Origin of the sequence: Kitasatospora sp. NPDC058492, assembly GCF_042720685.1 — a bacterium.
GTDB lineage: Bacteria > Actinomycetota > Actinomycetes > Streptomycetales > Streptomycetaceae > Kitasatospora.
Genome location: NZ_JBHXMU010000028.1, coordinates 65,140 through 83,737, shown reverse-complemented (window position 1 = coordinate 83,737; position 18,598 = coordinate 65,140). Strand labels below are relative to the sequence as shown.

The window sequence follows — 18,598 nt, the reverse complement described above, 5'->3', positions numbered from 1 at the left end:
GGATTTCGTGAGGCTCCGGGGTTGGCGTAGCGTGCAGGTTCCCCCAGCCGGAGAGGTGGAGCAGCGACGATGGCGGTGAACCTGCCCGAAACGCCGAGCGATGCCGGGTCCGGTCCGGCCCCCGCCGCCGGACGCGGCCCCGGTGCTTCCGAGGCCCCTGACGCGCCCGGAGGCCGTGCCGAGGCCCGCCGCCGTGCGCGCGGTTCGCGCGGCCGCAAGGCCCGGCGGACCGGGCGTCGGCCCCGGCCCTGGTGGATCGAGATCCCGGCGATGGCGGCGGTGGGCCTGGTGGTCGCGCTGCTGATCAAGACCTGCCTGTTCCAGGTGTTCACCATCCCGTCCGGCTCGATGGAGAACACGCTGCGGATCGGCGACCGGGTGGGCGTGAACAAGCTGGCGCCGCTGACCGGCTGGAAGCCGGAGCCCGGGCAGCCGGTGGTGTTCAAGGATCCGGGTGGCTGGCTCCCGCCGCAGCCCGTCGACTCGAACCCGTTCACCAACGCGGCCGACTCGGTGCTGAGCTTCGTCGGCCTGGTGCCGCCGAAGGACGACAACTACCTGGTCAAGCGGGTCATCGCGACCGGCGGCCAGACCGTGCAGTGCACGGGCACCACGCTGACCGTCGACGGGAAGAAGGTCGACGAGCCGTACCTGCACCCCGGCGACGACTCCTGCGCGGGCCTGGACTTCGGGCCGGTGACGGTGCCCTCGGGCCACGTCTGGGTCGAGGGCGACCACCGCAGCGACTCGGCGGACTCCCGCTACCACCAGCGCGGTCCGGGGGGCGGGGCAGTGCCGGTGGACAACGTGGTCGGGCCGGTGTCGGCCGTGGTGTGGCCGCTCAATCACCTCGACTGGTTCGGCTGGGTCGGCCGCTGACCTGCCGCTCGGCGGCGACCCGCTCCGAAGAGTCCGGAGCATCCCGGGAGTCCCGAGCGTCCCGGGAGTCCCGAGCGTCCCGGGTGTCCGGAGCGTCCCGGGAGTCCCGAGCACCCTTGGTGTCCGCGGCCTCCGCGGCCGCCGGCTTGCCGGTCTGCGCCGCGAAGGCGCCGGTCAGCACGAGCAGGCCGCCCGCGATCTGCGGCAGACCGAGGTGCTCGCCGAGCAGGACCCAGGCCAGCACGGTGGCGACGACCGCCTCCAGGTTGGCCACCACCCCGGCGACCGGGGGCGAGAGGTGCCCGACGGCGATCACGCCGGTCAGGTAGGCGAGCACGGTCGCGATGAGGATCATCCAGGCGGCCGGGAGCAGCGCGGGCAGGGTGTGCCCGTTCATCACCACGGACCCGCCGAGCGTGCTCCAGTCGGCCTGCCAGGGCCGGGTGAAGACGGTGAGCAGGACGGCGCCGATCAGCAGCCCGAACGCGCTGACCGCCAGCGGGTCGACCGGGCGCTCGCCCCGGCGGCCGGCGTCGGCGAGCACGAAGTAGCCGACCTGGCAGCAGGCCGCGCCGAGGGCGAAGAGCACGCCCAGCGCGTCGAAGCTCAGGCCGTTCCAGACCTCCACCACGCAGGCCAGCCCGGCGACCGCGGCGCCGGCGCCGATCGCGGCGCCCCGGCTGATCGGCTTGCGCTGGACGAGCTTGACGTAGCCGATGAGCAGCGGCGGTCCGAGGTACTCGATGAGCAGGGCGACGCCGACCGGGATGCGGGAGATCGCCGCGAAGTAGCAGGCCTGGACGCCGGCCACGGCGAGCAGGCCGAACCCGATCAGCAGGCCGGGGCGGCGCAGGACGGCGCCACGGTGGCGGTAGGCGATGGGGAGCAGGGCCACGGCGGCGCCGGTGACCCGGAGCCACACCACGTGCAGCGGTGAGAGGCCGGCCTCGATCAGCGGTTTCGCGGCGGTGCCGGAGCCGCCGAAGGCGAACGCGGAGACCAGCGCGAGGCTGAGGCCGAGGGTTCTGCCCGTGGGGAGGGTGGGCGAGGCCGTTGATCTGTGCACCGACGCATTGTGACAGTCATACCGGGCGTTCAGTAAGGTGCCATTCCGTCATTTGGTCCTGCACGGAACTGTGCGCAGCGGCGCACTCACCCAGCCTGCGCACGACCCTCCCGCCGTCCGCGCCCCCTCGCCGTCCGGGCCCCCCGCCGCCCAAGCCCCCCCGCCGCCGCTACCCGGCGTTCGCCCCCGCCCCGGTGAGCGTGTCCGGCCCGCCCGTGGGCTGGGTGGTCGGCTGCGTGGTCGGCGCCGTGGTCGGGCCGGTGGAGGGTGTCGGCCGGCCGGTGGGCCGCCCGGTGGGCCGCGTCGTCGGCGGGGCGGTCGGCTGCTGGGTGGCCGGGGGCACGGTCGGCGGGCTGGTCACGCCGCCGCCGGAGTTCGAGCCGCCGGCCGGCGTGGTCGGACCCGAGCCCGAGCCCGAGCCCGAGCCCGAGCCCGAGCCCGAGCCGGCCCCGGCGCCGTCGCTCGGCGGGGTGGTCGGCGCCGCGGGGGCGGTCGAGCCGCCGTTCGAGCCGGTCCCGGTCGACGGGGTGGCGCTCGGCGAGGACGGGGCCGTCGGCAGATCGGTGGCGCCGGCGGAGTCGCCGCCGTCGGCCGGGGTCTGGAAGTCGCTGACCGGCACGCCCTTGAGCGCCGCCTTCATGTAGCTGGTCCAGATCTGCGCCGGGAACTGGCCGCCCGCCGCGCCGTCGATCCCGCCGACGCCGCTCAGACTGACCTGGGCCCCGTTGCCCGGGTCCTGGCCGAACAGGGCCACCGAGGTGACCAGCTCGGGGGTGTAGCCGACGAACCAGACCGACTTCTGGTCGTCGGTGGTGCCGGTCTTGCCTGCCACCGGGCGGCCCAGCGCCTTCGCTCGCCAGCCGGTGCCGCCCGGGTCGCTCACCACGCCCTGGAGCATCGAGGTGACCTGGTTCGCGGTGTCCGTGCTGATCGCCTGGGTGGTCTTGTGCGCGGGCAGCGGGAGGGCCTCGCCCTCGCGGTCCACGGACTGCACCAGCCACGGGGTGATCTGCTTGCCGCCGTTGTCCAGCGCCGCGTACACGCCGGCCATGTCGAGCACGCTCGGGGTGGCCGCGCCGAGCGGGATGGACGGCACCGGGTCGAGGCCCGGGGTGCTGCCGGGCAGGCCCAGCGCGATGCCGGTGTCCTTGACCTTCTGGAGCCCGGTGTCCTGGGCCAGCTGGGCGAACGCCGAGTTGACCGACCAGTCGGTGGCCTGCTGGAGGGAGATCTGGCCGTAGCTCCTGTCGCCCTCGTTCGGCGGCGCGTACGGGGTGCCCTTGCCGCCGCGGACCTTGCGGCCGCTGGTGCCGTCGTAGACGGTGCGCGGGGTGACGGTCCGGCCGTCCTGGGTCTTGGCGTTGTTCTCGAACGCGGCCGCCAGGGCGATCGCCTTGAAGGTCGAGCCGGCCTGGTAGTCCCGCCGGGTCGCGTTGTCGACGTAGTGCTTGACGTAGTCGACGCCGCCGTAGAGGGCGACGACCGCGCCGGTCTTCGGGTCCACGGAGACGGCGCCGGCCTGGGCGGCCGCGTCCTTCTTCCGCTTGTCCGGGTTCAGGGTGTCGCGCAGCTGCGCCTGGACGGAGTCCTGGAGGGCCTGCTGGCGGGCCGGGTCGATGCTCAGCTTGATCGTGTAGCCGCCCTTGGCCAGCTCGGTCTCGCTGATGACCTGGTTCGAGGTGAGGTACTGGGTGGCCTCGTTCACCAGGTAGCCGGTCTGGCCGGACAGGCCCGGGTTGGGCTGCGGGTCCTTGACGTCCGGGAACGTGATGGCGGACCGCTCCTCGGCGGAGAGCCAGCCCTCCTTGACCATGCCGTCCAGCACGTAGTTCCAGCGGTTGACGGCGTTCTGCTTGCCGGCCGGGGTCGCGGTGGCCACGTCGTAGGCGCTCGGGGCGTTCAGCAGGGTGGCCAGGTAGGCGCCCTGGGCGGGGTCGAGCGCGGAGGCGTCGACGCCGAAGTACGCGTGGGCGGCGGCCTGGATGCCGTAGGCGCCGCGGCCGTAGTAGGAGGTGTTCAGGTAGCCGGAGAGGACGTCGTCCTTGCTCTCGGTGGCGTCCACCTTGATGGCTATGAAGAGTTCCTTCACCTTGCGGGTGACCGACTGCTTCTGGTTCAGGTACGTGTTCTTCACGTACTGCTGGGTGATCGTGGAGCCGCCCTGGGTGCCCGCGCCCTTGGCGGTGTTGACCGCGGCCCGGAGCAGGCCCTGCACGTTGACGGCGCCCTCGTGGTAGAAGTTGCGGTCCTCGGCGGCCAGTGCGGCGTGCTGGGCGGCGGGGGAGACCTTGTCCAGGCTGACGTTCTGCCGGTTGGTCTGGCCGGTGCGGGTGATCACGGAGCCGTCGGCGTAGAGCCAGGTGTTGCTCTGCGCGGTCGCGGCGGCGTGCGCGTCGGGGACCTTCACCAGCGTGACCCCGAGCGCGAACAGGCCGACGCCGAGCAGCAGGGCCACGGCGAGGCCGAGCAGGCTCATCCGCCAGGTGGGGATCAGCCGGCGCCAGCCGGTGCGCTTCGGACGGCGGGGCTTCCTGCCGCCGGTCGCGGGGGCGGCGCGCTGGAAGCGTTTGACCGGTCGGAGGCCTGTCGACGGCGTGCGACGGCCGCTCTGGGCGTTCTCGGACAAGGCGCGGCCTTTCCTGCGGGCGGACCGGGTCGGCCTGCACGGACGGGGACATCGGTGGTTAGGGACCTTTGTCCCGATTCCGGTTTACTGCCCTGGACGAGCCGGGCGGGCCGATTGGCTCCACCGGAACGGCAATCGAGACCGACATCACACGCAAAACGGACGTCGAAGGCCAAAAAATTGAGGAGCCCCTCGCTGCTGCGAGAGGCTCCCCAAATGTCTGTGCGCCGCCAGGGACTCGAACCCCGGACCCGCTGATTAAGAGTCAGCTGCTCTAACCAACTGAGCTAGCGGCGCCTGCTGACCTGGAAAACAATACACGGTCCCGGCGGGTGCCTCGAACCGCCCGGAACCGCCCGCATCCGCGCGGGAGCCGGCCCGCCGCCGAGCTGTCCGTTTCCGCCCGGTTGGGGTGCAGTTCGCCGCCGGTTAGGGTGGAACGGTGCCCAGCCCCAAGCCCGGACACCCGAACGCGCGGAAGGCGGTCGCCGCGCTGCTGATGCTCAGCGCCACGGCGTACACCGCGTGGGTGCTGGAGGTCGTGCTGAGCACCGGACTCGACCCGGTGCAGGCGTACATCAGCGAACTCGCGGCCGAGGACCAGCCGCTGGGCGGCCTGTTCCGGGCCACCGACCTGGCCGCCGGGCTCTGTGTGCTCGCCGCGGCCGTCACCGCCCTCGCCGGCGGGCAGGCCGGGCCGCGCGGTGCCCGGCGCGGGTGGGCGGTGGTCGGCTGGTCCGCGCTCGCCCTGTTCGGCGCGGCGACCGCCGCCGACTCCCGGCTGCCGCTCAGCTGCGCCCCCACCAGTGACGAGATGTGCGCCGCCCGCGAGACCGCCGGGCTCGTCCCCGCGACCCACACCGCGCACGCCGTCACCAGCAGCCTCGCCATGCTCGGTGCGCTCACCGGGCTGGCCGCACTCACCGTCGCCGCCCGCCGCTACGGCTGGTGGCCGCCGGTGCGCCGGATCGGGCCCTGGCTGCTCGGCGCCGAACTGCTGGCCACCGGCTGGAGCCTGGCCGCGATCGCCGCTTTCGAGGCCGGGCGCGGCACCTGGGCGCTCGGGGCCGGCCAGCGGCTCCAGGTGCTGCTGGTGGCGCTCTGGCTGGCCGTCCTGGCAGTGAGCCTGGCCCTCCCCGCGGGGGCGCCGGGCGACGAATCCACCTGGTCCGACGCTTCTCCGCCGGCGCACCGGGGGCCCCGGTCGGCCGAACGGCCCCCGGGCCGGGAGCCGGCATGACCGCACCCGACGACCCCCGCACCCGGGCGCGCTTCCTGCGCGTCGACGGCGTCCCGCTGCACGTCCGCACCGAGGGCAGCGGCCCGGTCTGCCTGCTCACCGGGGGCCTCGGCAGCAGCTGGTTCGACTGGGACCTGGTCGTCCCCTTCCTCACGCCCTACCGCACCGTGGTCCGCTTCGACCGGCCCGGCTACGGGCTGAGCGCCCCCGAGCCCGCCACCGGGCGGCCCGCCCCGACGGCCGCCGGCGAGGCCGAGCGGATCCGCGCGGTGCTGGACGGCCTCGGGCTGCGCGGGCCCTGCACCGTCGTCGGCCACTCGCTGGCCGGCTTCCACGTCGAGGCCTTCGCCCGGCTGCACCCCGACCGGGCTGCCGGGCTGGTCCTGGTGGACAGCAGCGTCGAGCCGGCGGCCCGACCGTACCCGGCCCCCGGCGCGCGCGACCTGGCGGCCCGGGCGCTCGCGGGCGCCGCCACCGCCGTCGCCGTGCCGTACCTGCTCGGCCCGGCCGCCCGCCGGCTGACGGCCCGGCTGTCCACGGTCTGCCGCGAGGACCTCGCCCCGGCGCCGCTGGTGCGGCACTGCTACCGCACCGGCCGGGCCCTGCGCGCCCTGCTGCGGGAGAACGCGCGCTACCTCGACCTGGCCGCCGAGGTGGACGGGCTGCGGCGCACCCGGCCGCTGCCCGAGGGCCTGCCGGTCACCGTGCTCGCCGCCGACGACGGCTGCCGCAGCCGCCGTACCGAGGAGTGGCTGGCCGGCCAGCGGGAGCTGGCGGCGCTGCTCGGGGCCGACTACCGCACCACCGCCCCGGCCGGGCACCTGGTGATGTTCGACCGCCCGGACGCGGTGGCCTCCGCCGTCCTGGACACCGGCTGAGGCCGGGCACCCGCTGCGGCGCCCACTGAAAGGCGCACTGAAACGCCTCAGGCCGCCCACCGAAGTGAGCGGCCTGAGACCTTGCCATGTGCGCCGCCAGGGACTCGAACCCCGGACCCGCTGATTAAGAGTCAGCTGCTCTAACCAACTGAGCTAGCGGCGCCTGCTGACTCGGAGCACTTTACACGGCGCCCGGTCGATCCGCCGAATCGCTTTCGAGTGGTCACCCGTAGTGATCACCCCCAGCGATCGCGGGCGGCCGGCTACGACTCCGGGTAGTGGCAGGCCGCCTGGTGGTCCTGCGCCGGGGTGTCGCCGAGGAGCGCCGGCCGGTCCTGCTCGCACCGCGTGCGGGCGGCCGGGTCGGCGAGGCGGGCGTACACCGGGCAGCGGGTGCGGAAGGGGCAGCCGGTGCGGCGCTCGGTGGGGGAGGGCGGGTCGCCGGCGAGCAGGATGCGGTCGCGGGCGCGCTCGGCGGCGGGGTCGGGCAGCGGGACGGCGGAGAGCAGGGCGCGGGTGTACGGGTGTCGGGGGCGGTCGAAGACGGCGGAGACCTCGCCCTGTTCGACCGTCCGCCCGAGGTACATGACGCTGACCCGGTCGGCGAGGTGCCGGATCACCGAGAGGTCGTGCGAGACGAACAGGTAGGAGAGGCCGAGTTCGGCCTTGAGCGCTTGCAGCAGGTTGAGCACCCCGGCCTGGATGGAGACGTCCAGGGCGGAGACCGGTTCGTCCAGGACCAGCAGTTTCGGCCGGACGGCCAGGGCCCGGGCGATGGAGACGCGCTGGCGCTGCCCGCCGGAGAACTGGTGCGGGTAGCGGGCGGCGTGGTCCGGGTCGAGGCCGACCTGGTGCAGCAGTTCGGGCACCCGGCGGGCGATCTGCTCGCGGGCGGCGTGCTGGGCGCGCAGCGGTTCGGCGATGATGTCGCCGATCGGCATCCGCGGGTCGAGGCTGGCCATCGGGTCCTGGAAGACGATCTGCAGTCGGGCGCGCAGCCGGTGGGCCTCGGCGCGGGAGAGCTTGGCGGTGTCGTGGCCGAGCAGTTCGATCCGGCCGGTCTCGGGGGCGGTGAGGTTCAGCAGTTCGAACAGCGTGGTGGACTTGCCGGAGCCGGACTCCCCGACCAGGCCGAGGGTTTCGCCCTCCCGGAGGTCCAGGTCGACGCCGTCCACCGCGTAGACCTCGCCGACCCGGCGCTTGAACACCGTGCCCTTGAGGAGCGGAAACGTTTTGCCAAGGCCGCTCACCGCCAGCACCGGCGCCCGCGAGCCCCGGTCCCCCCGGTCCCCCCGGCCCTCCGGAGCGGCCGACGGGGCCGGAAGCGCCGGCACCGGGTAGACGTCGGCCGGCGCGGGCCGCCGCTCGGCCAGCTCCGCCGACCGGACGCACGCCGCCAGGTGACCGTCGCCCCCGGCCAGTTCCGGCTCCGCCGCCGAGCAACGCTCCTCCGCGAGCGGGCAGCGGGCGGCGAACGGGCAGCCCGGCGGCAGGTCGGCCATCGGGGCGGGTGCGCCGGGGATCGGGACGAGCGGGCCGCCGAGCCCGTCCAGCCGGGGCACCGCGCCGATCAGGCCGAGCGTGTACGGGTGGCGCGGGGCCGCGAACAGCTCGTCCACCCCGGCGGTCTCGACCACCCTCCCCGCGTACATCACCGCGACCCGGTCGGCCATCCCGGCGATCACCCCGAGGTCGTGGCTGACCAGGACGAGGGCCGCGCCGGTCTCCCGCTGCGCGGTGCGCAGCACGTCCAGCACCTGGGCCTGGATGGTGACGTCCAGCGCGGTGGTCGGCTCGTCGGCGAGCAGGATGTCGGGGTCGTTGGCGATCGCCATGGCGATCATCGCGCGCTGGCGCATGCCGCCGGAGAACTCGTGCGGGAAGCTGTCCAGGGCCCGTTCGGGGGCCGGGATGCCCACCAGGTCGAGGAGTTCGGCGGCCCGGCGGCGGGCGGCGGCCCGGTCGACCCGCTGGTGGATGCGGACGGCCTCGGCGATCTGGTCGCCGATCCGGTAGACCGGGGTGAAGGCGGACAGCGGGTCCTGGAAGACCATGGCGATCCGGCGGCCGCGGATCGCGGCGAGCTCCTTGCCGGGCAGCCCGACCAGTTCCCGCCCGTCCAGTCGCACCGAGCCCTGGACGCCGGCCGTCTTGGGCAGCAGTCCGAGCACGGACAGCGCGGTGACGGACTTGCCGGAGCCGGACTCGCCGACGATGCCGAGGGTCTCGCCGCGCCGCAGGGTGAGGTCCACCCCGCGGACGGCGGGGACGGGGCCGTGCGGCCCGGCGAAGTCCACCCGCAGGTCGCTGACGGCGAGCAGGGGGGTGTCGACGGTGGTGGTCACGGCTTCTTCCTCCGGGCGGAGCGGCGGCGGGGCGCGCCCCCGGCGGTGGGGTCGAGGGCGTCGCGCAGCCCGTCGCCGATCAGGTTGACGGCGAGGACGAACAGCACCAGCAGGCCGGCGGCGAAGTAGAACAGCCAGGGGAACACCTGGGCTTCGCTGGTACCGGCGGCGAGCAGGGTGCCGAGCGAGACGTCCGGCGGTTTGACGCCGAAGCCGAAGTAGGAGAGCGCGGTCTCGCTCATCACGGCGCCGCCGACCGCGATGGTGGCGTCGATGATGAGGAAGGAGGCGACGTTCGGCAGGATGTGGCGGGTGATGATCCGCAGCGGCCGCACCCCCATGAACCGTGCGGCGCGGACGAATTCGCGCTCGCGCAGCGAGATGGTCATCGAGCGGACCACCCGGGCGGTGATCATCCAGTTGAACAGGGCGAGCAGCAGCACGAAGGCGATCCAGCCGGCGCTCTTCAGCCGGGGCGAGACGATGGTGATGATCAGGAAGCTGGGGAAGACCAGCAGCAGGTCCACCGCGAACATCAGCGCGCGGTCGGCCCAGCCGCCGAAGTAGCCGGCGCAGGCGCCGACCAGGGAGGCCAGCACGGTGGAGAACAGCGCCACCAGCAGGCCGATGACCAGCGACTTCTGCAGGCCGCGGACGGTCTGGGCGAAGACGTCCTGGCCGATCCCGTTGGTGCCGAACCAGTGCTCGGCGGACGGCGGTTGGTGCAGCGCGCCGAAGTCGGGGGCGGCGTAGTCCCAGGGCGTCAGGTACGGCCCGCCGAAGGCGAGCGCGAACAGCAGCAGGACGATCACGGCTCCGGCGACGGCCCCGCGGGCGGCGAGCAGCCGGGCGAGGACGAGCCGGGCCCGGCCGGTGGTGCGAGGGGCGGCGGCCGGGGCGGCCGGTTCCACGGCGACGGTGGTCACGTCAGTTCACCTCCGGTCAGGACCGCACGCGCGGGTCGAGGGCGGCGTGCAGGGTGTCGGCGAGGAAGCCGGAGGCGAGGACGACGACGGCGGTGAACAGGTTGACGGCGACGACCGAGTTGACGTCCTGTTCGTTGATCGACTGGATCAGCCACTCGCCCATGCCGTGCCAGCCGAAGATCGTCTCGGTGAAGATCGCGCCGGTGAAGATGCCCAGGAAGCTGTAGGCGAACATGGTCGACATCGGGATCACCGCGGTCCGCAGCCCGTGCTTGACCAGCGCCCGGCGGCGGGTGAGCCCCTTGGCCTCGGCGGTGCGCAGGTAGTCGGAGCCGAGCACGTCGAGCATGGTGCCGCGCTGGTAGCGGCTGTAGGTGGCGAGGCCGCCGAGTGCGAGCGAGATGGTGGGCAGCAGCAGGTGCAGCGCCCAGTCGGCGAGGTGGGCGCCGAGGCCGCCGGTCAGTCCGGGGGTCTCGTAGCCGGTGAACGGGATGACGTCGTGGCCGGCCGCGTCCTTGGCGGCGATGGCGCCGTTCTTGAGGAACAGCGCGACCAGGAAGACCGGGGTGGAGAGCAGGACGAAGGAGAGCACGGTGAGCAGCCGGTCGGAGATCCGGTACTGGCGGACGGCGCTCCAGGCCCCGGCGGCGATGCCGAGGACGATGCCGAGCAGGCTGCCGAGCAGCAGCAGCCGCAGCGAGACCCAGACCCGGCGGCCGAAGTCGTCGGTGACCGGGGTGTCGTGGATGGTCCGGCCGAGGTCGCCGTGGAGCAGCCCGTCGGCCCAGTGGCCGAAGCGTTCGACGACCGGGGTGTGGTCGTTCAGGTTGAGCGCGGTGAGCTGGCGCTCGACCGACTCGGCGGCCGGGCGGGGGACCTTGGCGTCGAAGTAGGTGCGCGGCTGGAGGGCGGTCGCGGAGATCGCGTACGCCAGGAAGACGGCGGCGATCAGCAGCACCGCGTAGTAGCTCAGGCGCTTCGCCAGGTAACGGAACATCAACGGCCGCCCGGGGTGGGGGAGGGGCCGACGCGTCTGGTGGGCATCGGGTGGTGGCCTTCGGTCGGGGCCCGTTCAGGCCTTCGGACGGCAGGGGGACGGGGCGGTACGGGGAAAGCGCAGGTCAGAGTCTGGCACCGGTGCGAGGCCGGGGTGTTGCGGCGGTATTGCCGCGGATGACTTCTGGATCAGGTGTGCGGTCCTCCCCCTGGTGACGGAACTGATCGGCTGTTACGTTCTGCTGGCCCGGTGCCGACTTGGCTGCCCACGCTCAAGCCCCGCCACACCTCGCGCGGCACAACTGCCCGTTACCGCCCGTTTCGAAGACCTCACCAGGGGGACTCCATGGACGCTTCCACCACGGCCCGCCGCCTCGGCCGGGCGACGGCCCTCGCCGTCGCCGTCGCGCTGGCGGTCACCGCGTGCACCTCGGGCGGGGGCGGCTCGGCCGACAAGGTGGCGAAGAGCGAGCCGCCCCGGCAGGACTCCCAGGACATCAACGCCAAGCCGCTGGACCAGGTCAAGGACGGCGGCGAGGTGCGGTTCCCGCTGTACCAGTGGATCACCCAGTGGAACCCGTTCCAGGTGGACGGCACCTACGGCGACGCGGTCTCGATCATGCGCGCCCTGGAGCCGTCGCTCTTCAACACGGACGCCTCCGGCACCTTCCAGCCCGACACCGACTACCTGCTGGACGCCAAGGTCACCTCGACCTCGCCCGAGGTGATCACCTACAAGCTCAACCCCAAGGCCAAGTGGTCGGACGGCAAGCCGCTCAGCTACCTGGACTTCAAGGCCGACTGGCAGGCCAGCAACGGCAAGGACCCGGCGTACAACATCGCCGACCCGTCCGGCTACGAGCAGATCTCCGCCGTCGAGCAGGGGGCCGACCCGAGCGAGGTGAAGGTCACCTTCTCCGAGCCGTACGCGGACTGGCAGAACCTGTTCCGCCCGCTGATCCCGGCGGCCGGCATCGCCACCCCGGACGACTTCAACAAGGGCTGGGTGGAGAAGATCCCGATCACCGCGGGCGCGCTGAAGATCGGTGTGGCGGACAAGACCGCGCAGACCCTCACCCTCGTCCCGGACCCGGCCTGGTGGGGCACCAAGGCCAAGGCGGACAAGATCACCTTCCGGGTGATGACCCAGTCCGCGACCACCCAGTCGTACCTCAACAACGAGATCGACCTCGCCACGGCCGGCACCGCCGCCGCGTACGGGCAGCTCAAGGACGCCAAGGACACCGCGATCCGGGCCGCCAGCCCGTGGGACGAGGTGCACATCTCCTTCGGCTCCGGCGGCGCGCTGGCGGACCAGAAGGTCCGCCAGGCGCTCGGCAAGGCGCTCGACCGGTCCGCGCTGATCAAGATCGCCAACAACGGCGTGCCGGTGGAGTTCAAGCCGCTCGGCAACCACATCTTCATGCCCAACCAGACCGGCTACCAGGACAACTCGGGCGAGTGGGCGAAGTTCGACGTCCCCGCCGCCAAGAAGCTGCTGGACGACGCCGGTTGGAAGGAGGCGGGCGCCGGCCAGCCGCGCACCAGGGACGGCCAGTCGCTGCAACTGCACTGGACGGTCAACGAGTCCACCCCGCAGGCCCAGATCGACCTGGCCACCGCCGCCGCCGCGATGTGGCTGCAGGCCGGGGTCAAGGTGAGCCTGGACAAGGTGCCCGCCAACGACTTCTTCACCAAGTACGTGAACCCGGGCAAGTTCGAGATCGCGAGCTGGCGCAACACCGACTCGTTCCCGCTCTCCAAGAGCCTGGGCAACTTCCGTCTGCCGGTGGGGGACAACACCTTCAACAACCCCTCGCGGATCGGCAGCCAGGAGGTCGACGACCTGCTCAAGAAGGCGGCCGGGACGGTCGACCCGGTGGAGGCCGCGAAGCTCTACAACCAGGCCGACGCGAAGATCTGGGAGCTCGGCCACACCGTCGAGCTCTACCAGCGGCCGACCGTGGTGGCGACGCGCAAGGGCCTCGCCAACTACGGTGCCTTCGGCCTGGCCGGGGAGGACTACGCCAAGGTCGGCTGGGAGAAGTAGCCCCCGCCGCGGACGCGGCGAGAGCGACCGGGCGGCAGGCGCTGGCGAGCAGCGCGGTGATCACGAGGCCGGTGGTACGGACACGGGAAGGTCGGCTCCGCCGCCCCCGTTCTCCTGCCACCGGCCTTGACCTTCCGCGTTGCCCGCAGGCCGCCCGTGTCGTGGGGCCCCGCAAGGCCCGCGCTCGCTTCCAACCGGGGACGAATCTAGCGGGGCCGTCCGGCCGGCCGCGGCGCAGCGCGCGGGGCGCGCCCGGAAACCCGCCGTGCTGTCACCCGGTTCGCGCACCGGGGCGTCAACTACGGCTGACGGCAAGGAAAAAAGGGGACGAACGGCGCAATCGACCCCGGGATCGCGAACCGCTGCGCCCGTCGCGCCGGTGCGTGCGCGGGGCCCGGGCCGCTGCCAGGATGCGCGGGACAGCCAGCCCCTCCCGAACCCGGAGCAGCACCGATGGCCAGCGAATCCGCCGCCGCCCCCCACCCGCGCCCCGTCGACCCGCCCCCGGTGCGCCGGATGGTCCCGCGCGACCGGGACGAGCCGCACCGGGTCGCCACCCCGCTGGAACTCTTCTTCGACCTCTGCTTCGTGGTCGCCGTCGGCCAGGCCGGGCGCGAACTCGCCCACTCCCTGGCGGCCGGCCACTACGGCGACGGCCTGCGCGGCTACTCGATTGCTTTTTTTGCGATCTGGTGGGCCTGGATGAACTTCACCTGGTTCGCCTCCGCGTACGACTGCGACGACGTGCCGTACCGGGTCACCACGCTGGTGCAGATCGCCGGGGTGCTGGTCCTCGCGGCCGGGGTGCCACGGCTGTTCGCCACCCAGGACCTGACACTGGCGATCACCGGGTACGTGGTGATGCGCCTGGCGATGGTCACCCAGTGGCTGCGCGCGGCGGCCGCCGAGCAGGGCGAGGCGCGCCTGGTCGCCGTGCGGTACGCGGTCGGGATCGCGCTCTGCCAGGTGGGCTGGGTGGTGGTGGTGCTGCTGCCGGACGCCGTCCGGCCGGTGGTCATCCCGCTCGGGGTGCTGTGCGAGCTGGCCGTGCCGGTGGTCGCCGAACTGCGGATGCAGACCTCCTGGCACCCGCACCACATCGCCGAGCGGTACGGGCTGTTCACCCTGATCGTGCTCGGCGAGACGGTGGCGGCCGCGACGGTCGCGGTGCAGTCGGCGGTGGACGAGCACGAGGAGCTGGGCCGGCTGCTGCCGGTGGCGATCGGCGGCCTGCTGATCTGCTTCGCGGCCTGGTGGATCTACTTCGCCCGGCCGGTCCACGAGCACCTGCGCTCCAACCGGCAGGCCTTCGCCTGGGGGTACGGCCACTACCTGGTGTTCGGCGCGGCCGCCGCGATCGGCACTGGGCTGGAGGTGGCCGTGGAGTCGGCCGTGCACCAGGCGGAGATCTCCGCGACGGCCGCCACCGCGACGGTCACCGTGCCCACCGCGCTCTACCTGCTCACGGTCTGGCTGCTGCACTCCCGGCACACCAAGACCGGCGCGGCGCAGGCGCTGGCCCCGACCGGGGCGGTGCTGGTGCTGGCCTGCACCGCGCTCGGCGGCTCCGGCGTGCTGGCGGCGGGCCTGGTCTGCGCGCTGACCGTGGCGGTGGGCGTGCTGCTGCACAGCCGGGAGGGCTGACGGGGGCGCCTGGCGGGTCTGGGGTGCCCGGCCGTCGTGGGGCGCCTGGCGGTTCTCGGGCGCTTGGCCGCCGTGGGGTGCTCGGCGACTCTCAGGCGCGTGGCCGTCGTCCGCCGGCCGGGCGGCCAGGTGATGCTCAGGCGCAGTCCAGCAGGATCGGCTCGTGCCGGGCCAGCCAGGCCAGGTAGGCCGGGTTGACCTTGGCCAGGTCCAGGTAGGCGGCGCGCAGTTCGCCGTACAGCGCGTCCAGCGCGGGCTGGCTGAGCGCGCGCGGGCGCCAGGTGAGCAGCAGCCGGACGGCCAGCGGGTCCCCGTGCACGGGGCGCACCACCGTGCCGGGCCCGGGGGCGGAGGTCGGCTGGCAGGGGCGGACGGCCTCGCCGGAGGCGACGAGTTCGGCGGCGGTGGCGTTGTCCCGCACCTGGACCACCCGGGGGTTGAGCCCGGCCTCGCTGAACACCCGGCGCATCGCCGCGTACTCGTGGTCGGCGGTCGGGTCGACCATCCAGGTGTCCTCGGCGAGGTCGGTCAGGTGGACGACCGGGCGGGCGGCGGCCGGGTGTCCGGCGGCGAGCGCGACGAACTGCGGCTCACGGGCCATCAGCACCCGGTGCTCGGCGTCCGGCGGCACCCGTAGCGGGAAGCCCTCGCTCTCGTAGACGAAGGCCACGTCCAGCTGGTCGGCGGCGACCATCCGCAGCAGGGCGCTGGCCGAGACGTCGACGTGGATGGTGGTGTCGGTGTCCGGCAGCCGTTCGTGCACCCGGCGCAGCCAGGCGGCGACCGCCCGGCTGCCGACGCTGCCGATCCGCAGCCGGCGCTGCCGCCCGGGGCCGGCCGCGTCGCGGGCCTCCTGGCGGGCGGCGGCCACCAGCGCGGCCATCTCGGTGATCACCGGCCGGGCCCGGGACAGCACCGAGTGGCCGAGCGCGGTGGGCCGGCTGCCGGTCTGCTCGCGGGTGAACAGGGTGCCGCCGATGGCCCGTTCGATGCGGTGCAGCTGGGTGGTGAGGGAGGGCTGGGTCATGCCGAGCTGGAGCGCGGCCTTGCGGAGGCTGCCGGTGTCGGCGATCGCGCACACCACCCGGAGGTGTCTCACGTCGAGCTCCACGCCCGGAGCATAGACGCCACCCGGCCACATCGCCAAGGACATGACAGAACAAAGCGCGGCAGGAGGGCACGTTGCGGGCCCCGCCGGTATGCGGCCGTGCTATCGCCGGTTGACATCATCCGCCGCAGGCCCGGGCGGGTCGAAGCTCGGGGGCAGCGAATCCGCCCCGGCCCCACCGGGGCGCCCCCACCGTCGCCGCAGCCGTGTCCGGCCCCCACCGGCCCCGGCGGTTCGGCGTACCGCGAATCCGGAGCCCCCACATGAAGCGATCCGTGCTGTCCACCGCGCTCGGCCTGGCCCTCGCGGCCGGTCTCGCCGTGCTGCCCACCACCGCCGCGTCCGCGGCCACGCCCGCCCCGGCCGTCCAGGGCTACACCGCCTCCACGTACGCCGGTTCGGCCGCCGAGGCCGCGAACAACCAGGCGTTCTTCCACGCCGTGATGGCCTCCGCCAAGGCCAAGCAGGCCGCCAACCCGTGGCTGCAGACCGTCACCGTCACCTACGACACCGCCAGCGCGCCCTCCTTCACCAGCCAGATATCCCAGGCCGCGCAGATCTGGAACAGCTCGGTCAGCAACGTCCAGCTCCAGGCGAGCAGCGGCACCGGCGACTTCTCGTACTACGAGGGCAACGACAGCCGCGGCTCCTACGCCAGCACCGACGGCCACGGCCACGGCTACGTCTTCCTCGACTACCAGCAGAACCAGCAGTACAGCTCGCTGCGCGTCACCGCGCACGAGACCGGGCACGTGCTCGGCCTGCCCGACAACTACTCCGGCCCGTGCAGCGAGCTGATGTCCGGCGGCGGCCCCGGCCCGTCCTGCACCAACCCCTACCCCGACAGCAACGAGCGCGGCCAGGTCGACAGCCTCTGGTCGAACGGCGTCGATTCCGTGAACTAGGGGAGTCGCGAACTCGCCGCTGAAACAGGGAAGTTGCCGACGCCCTTCGGGTGCGGCGGGCCGCCCGGCCGGAATCGGGTGGCCCGCCGCTCGGTTGCTTCCCCGATCGGGAGCCTAACCGCCGGTGGAGCGGAATGCCAGGGGCACGCGCGAGTCAAGGTCGGTTAAAGACATCTCAAATCGCTTTACCGCAAGGGGTATTGATCGAAGCTATCGCGGGTTGACATCATCCGCCCGCCCGCCGGGCTGCCCGAAGCTCTGGGGACATCACCCGCTGACCAGGTGTCCCCCAGGGCCGGCCCCCAACCGGCCACGGCACCACCGGAATCGGAGCCCCCACATGAAGCGATCCGTGCTGTCCGCCGCGCTCGGCCTGGCCCTCGCGGCCGGTCTCGCCGTGCTGCCCACCACCGCCGCGTCCGCCGCCACCCCCGGCCCGGCCGTCCAGGGCTACACCGCCTCGACGTACGCCGGTTCGGCCGCCGAGGCCGCGAACAACCAGGCGTTCTTCCAGGCCGTGATGGCCTCCGCCAAGGCCAAGCAGGCCGCCAACCCGAACCTGGCGACCGTCGTCGTCACCTACGACGCCAGCTCGGCACCGAGCTTCCGCACCCAGATCGCCAACGCCGCGCAGATCTGGAACAGCTCGGTCAGCAACGTCCAGCTGCGGTCCGGCTCGGGCGGCGACTTCTCGTACTACGAGGGCAACGACAGCCGCGGTTCCTACGCCAGCACCGACGGCCACGGGCGCGGCTACGTCTTCCTCGACTACCAGCAGAACCGGCAGTACAACTCGGTCCGGGTGACCGCGCACGAGACCGGGCACGTGCTCGGCCTGCCGGACCACTACTCCGGCCCGTGCAGCGAGCTGATGTCCGGCGGCGGCCCCGGCACCTCCTGCACCAACCCGTACCCGAACGGCACCGAGCGCAGCCGCGTCAACTCCCTCTGGGCGCGCGGCTGATCGTCCGCCAGGCGCCCCGGCCCGGCCGCAGCCCGCAGCGGCCGGGCCGGGGCGCCGTCGTCCGGAGGCCGTCGCCCTTCGGCGGGTGGTCGTCCGGCGGGTCGTCGTCCCGACCGTTGTCGGTGCCGCGTGCGAGCATGCGGGCGAGACCCGTTCGCCCCCGACCGTGAGGTGCCACCGCCATGCCGCGTTCCGCCCCCGACCAGCTCACCGACCTGCCGTACGCGGACCTGCTCCGCCCCCACGCCGGGCGGCTGCGCAGCGACGAGCGGTACGACACCACGCACTTCGACGGCGGCGAGCACACCGACGAGTCGGCGGCCGGGGCGGCGTTCCTGGAATGCGCCTTCACCGGGGTCGCGCTCAGCGGGGTCAAGCTGCGCCAGGCCCGGTTCAACGAGGTCTGGGTGCAGGCCGGCCGCTGGGTGGCCTGCGACCTGAGCGACACCGAGTGGCAGGACAGCGCCTTCGTCGGCGGCGTGCTGGCCGGGGTCGCCGGATACGGCTCGGCGCTGCGCCGGGTGGTGTTCCGCGGCTGCAAGCTGGAGGCGGTCAACCTGCGGGCGGCCGTGCTGCGGGACGTCGTGTTCGAGGACTGCCTGCTGCGCGACGTGGACTTCGGCGAGGCCAAGCTGACCGAGGTGTCCTTCCCCGGCTCCACGCTGGAGGAGGTCCGACTGCGCGGCGCCACCCTGAAGAAGACCGACCTGCGCGGGGCCGCCCGGCTGGGCCTCGCGGACGGCCACCAGGGGCTGCGCGGCGCGGTCATCAGCTCCACCCAACTGCTGGAGCTGGCACCGCAGTTCGCCCAGGCGCTGGGAATCGAGGTCAAGGACCGCTGACCAGCCGCCCGCTCCGTCCCTCCCCGCCGTTTCCGCCGCCCGTTCAGCCCGGCGTCGCTCGGTGACACCCGGACGAACAGTCCGCCAACCCTGCCGCGCGCATCTGGTGGGCGCCTCCGGCCGGGGTGG

At 73.4% G+C, this 18,598-nt stretch carries 14 protein-coding genes and 2 tRNA genes; 8 read left to right on the top strand and 8 right to left on the bottom strand.

Annotation, left to right across the window (positions count from 1 at the left end):
* The first annotated feature begins 69 nt into the window (after window positions 1-69).
* Entirely contained in the window at window positions 70-879 is an 810-nt protein-coding gene (gene lepB, locus ACFWPI_RS20010) for a signal peptidase I (protein WP_380372853.1), read from the top strand.
* Here lepB and ACFWPI_RS20005 read toward each other — a convergent pair.
* The 3 genes from ACFWPI_RS20005 to ACFWPI_RS19995 form a co-directional block, all read right to left on the bottom strand.
* Window positions 842-1,945, bottom strand: coding sequence for a DMT family transporter (locus tag ACFWPI_RS20005; RefSeq protein ID WP_380372856.1), 1,104 nt, complete (start codon window positions 1,943-1,945; stop codon window positions 842-844). The genes lepB and ACFWPI_RS20005 overlap by 38 nt on opposite strands.
* Window positions 1,946-2,114: 169 nt before the next feature.
* A complete protein-coding gene (locus tag ACFWPI_RS20000; RefSeq protein ID WP_380372859.1) occupies window positions 2,115-4,571 on the bottom strand; it encodes a transglycosylase domain-containing protein in 2,457 nt (818 codons plus the stop codon).
* 223 nt (window positions 4,572-4,794) lie between these two features.
* Window positions 4,795-4,868 (bottom strand) — tRNA-Lys (locus ACFWPI_RS19995).
* Window positions 4,869-5,070: 202 nt separating this feature from the next.
* Between ACFWPI_RS19995 and ACFWPI_RS19990 the strand changes: the two genes are divergently transcribed.
* Together ACFWPI_RS19990 and ACFWPI_RS19985 are read left to right on the top strand one after the other, a co-directional pair.
* Window positions 5,071-5,811, top strand: a complete 741-nt coding sequence (locus ACFWPI_RS19990) for a DUF998 domain-containing protein (RefSeq protein ID WP_380372956.1) — start codon at window positions 5,071-5,073, stop codon at window positions 5,809-5,811.
* Entirely contained in the window at window positions 5,808-6,689 is an 882-nt protein-coding gene (locus ACFWPI_RS19985) for an alpha/beta fold hydrolase (RefSeq protein WP_380335039.1), read from the top strand. The genes ACFWPI_RS19990 and ACFWPI_RS19985 overlap by 4 nt, the downstream gene beginning before the upstream one ends.
* Window positions 6,690-6,778: 89 nt before the next feature.
* Here ACFWPI_RS19985 and ACFWPI_RS19980 read toward each other — a convergent pair.
* The 4 genes from ACFWPI_RS19980 to ACFWPI_RS19965 form a co-directional block, all read right to left on the bottom strand.
* Window positions 6,779-6,852: transfer RNA gene (locus tag ACFWPI_RS19980), tRNA-Lys, on the bottom strand.
* Window positions 6,853-6,952: 100 nt separating this feature from the next.
* Complete coding sequence (locus ACFWPI_RS19975; protein ID WP_380372861.1) at window positions 6,953-9,034, bottom strand: dipeptide ABC transporter ATP-binding protein; 2,082 nt, start codon at window positions 9,032-9,034, stop codon at window positions 6,953-6,955.
* Entirely contained in the window at window positions 9,031-9,960 is a 930-nt protein-coding gene (locus tag ACFWPI_RS19970; protein WP_380372864.1) for an ABC transporter permease, read from the bottom strand. The genes ACFWPI_RS19975 and ACFWPI_RS19970 overlap by 4 nt, the downstream gene beginning before the upstream one ends.
* A 16-nt stretch (window positions 9,961-9,976) precedes the next feature.
* The gene (locus ACFWPI_RS19965) at window positions 9,977-10,957 is read right to left on the bottom strand and encodes an ABC transporter permease (RefSeq protein ID WP_380372867.1); all 981 of its coding nucleotides are present in this window, start codon (window positions 10,955-10,957) and stop codon (window positions 9,977-9,979) included.
* A 345-nt stretch (window positions 10,958-11,302) separates the two neighbouring features.
* Between ACFWPI_RS19965 and ACFWPI_RS19960 the strand changes: the two genes are divergently transcribed.
* Complete coding sequence (locus ACFWPI_RS19960; protein ID WP_380372869.1) at window positions 11,303-13,006, top strand: ABC transporter family substrate-binding protein; 1,704 nt, start codon at window positions 11,303-11,305, stop codon at window positions 13,004-13,006.
* Window positions 13,007-13,459: 453 nt separating this feature from the next.
* Complete coding sequence (locus tag ACFWPI_RS19955; RefSeq protein ID WP_380372871.1) at window positions 13,460-14,650, top strand: low temperature requirement protein A; 1,191 nt, start codon at window positions 13,460-13,462, stop codon at window positions 14,648-14,650.
* A 136-nt stretch (window positions 14,651-14,786) separates the two neighbouring features.
* Here ACFWPI_RS19955 and ACFWPI_RS19950 read toward each other — a convergent pair whose 3' ends face one another.
* Window positions 14,787-15,761, bottom strand: coding sequence for a LysR family transcriptional regulator (locus tag ACFWPI_RS19950; protein WP_244293453.1), 975 nt, complete (start codon window positions 15,759-15,761; stop codon window positions 14,787-14,789).
* 260 nt (window positions 15,762-16,021) lie between these two features.
* Here ACFWPI_RS19950 and snpA (ACFWPI_RS19945) point away from each other — a divergent pair, with 260 nt between their 5' ends.
* The 3 genes from snpA (ACFWPI_RS19945) (at window position 16,022) to ACFWPI_RS19935 (ending at window position 18,469) form a co-directional block, all read left to right on the top strand.
* Window positions 16,022-16,663 (top strand): snapalysin, encoded by a 642-nt coding sequence (snpA, locus tag ACFWPI_RS19945; RefSeq protein WP_380372876.1) that lies wholly within the window; start codon window positions 16,022-16,024, stop codon window positions 16,661-16,663.
* 340 nt (window positions 16,664-17,003) lie between these two features.
* Window positions 17,004-17,627 carry a snapalysin gene (gene snpA / locus ACFWPI_RS19940; RefSeq protein WP_380372878.1) on the top strand — a complete coding sequence of 208 codons (624 nt, stop codon included), beginning with the start codon at window positions 17,004-17,006 and terminating at the stop codon, window positions 17,625-17,627.
* A gap of 182 nt (window positions 17,628-17,809) precedes the next feature.
* Window positions 17,810-18,469, top strand: a complete 660-nt coding sequence (locus ACFWPI_RS19935) for a pentapeptide repeat-containing protein (protein WP_380372880.1) — start codon at window positions 17,810-17,812, stop codon at window positions 18,467-18,469.
* Window positions 18,470-18,598: the final 129 nt, after the last annotated feature.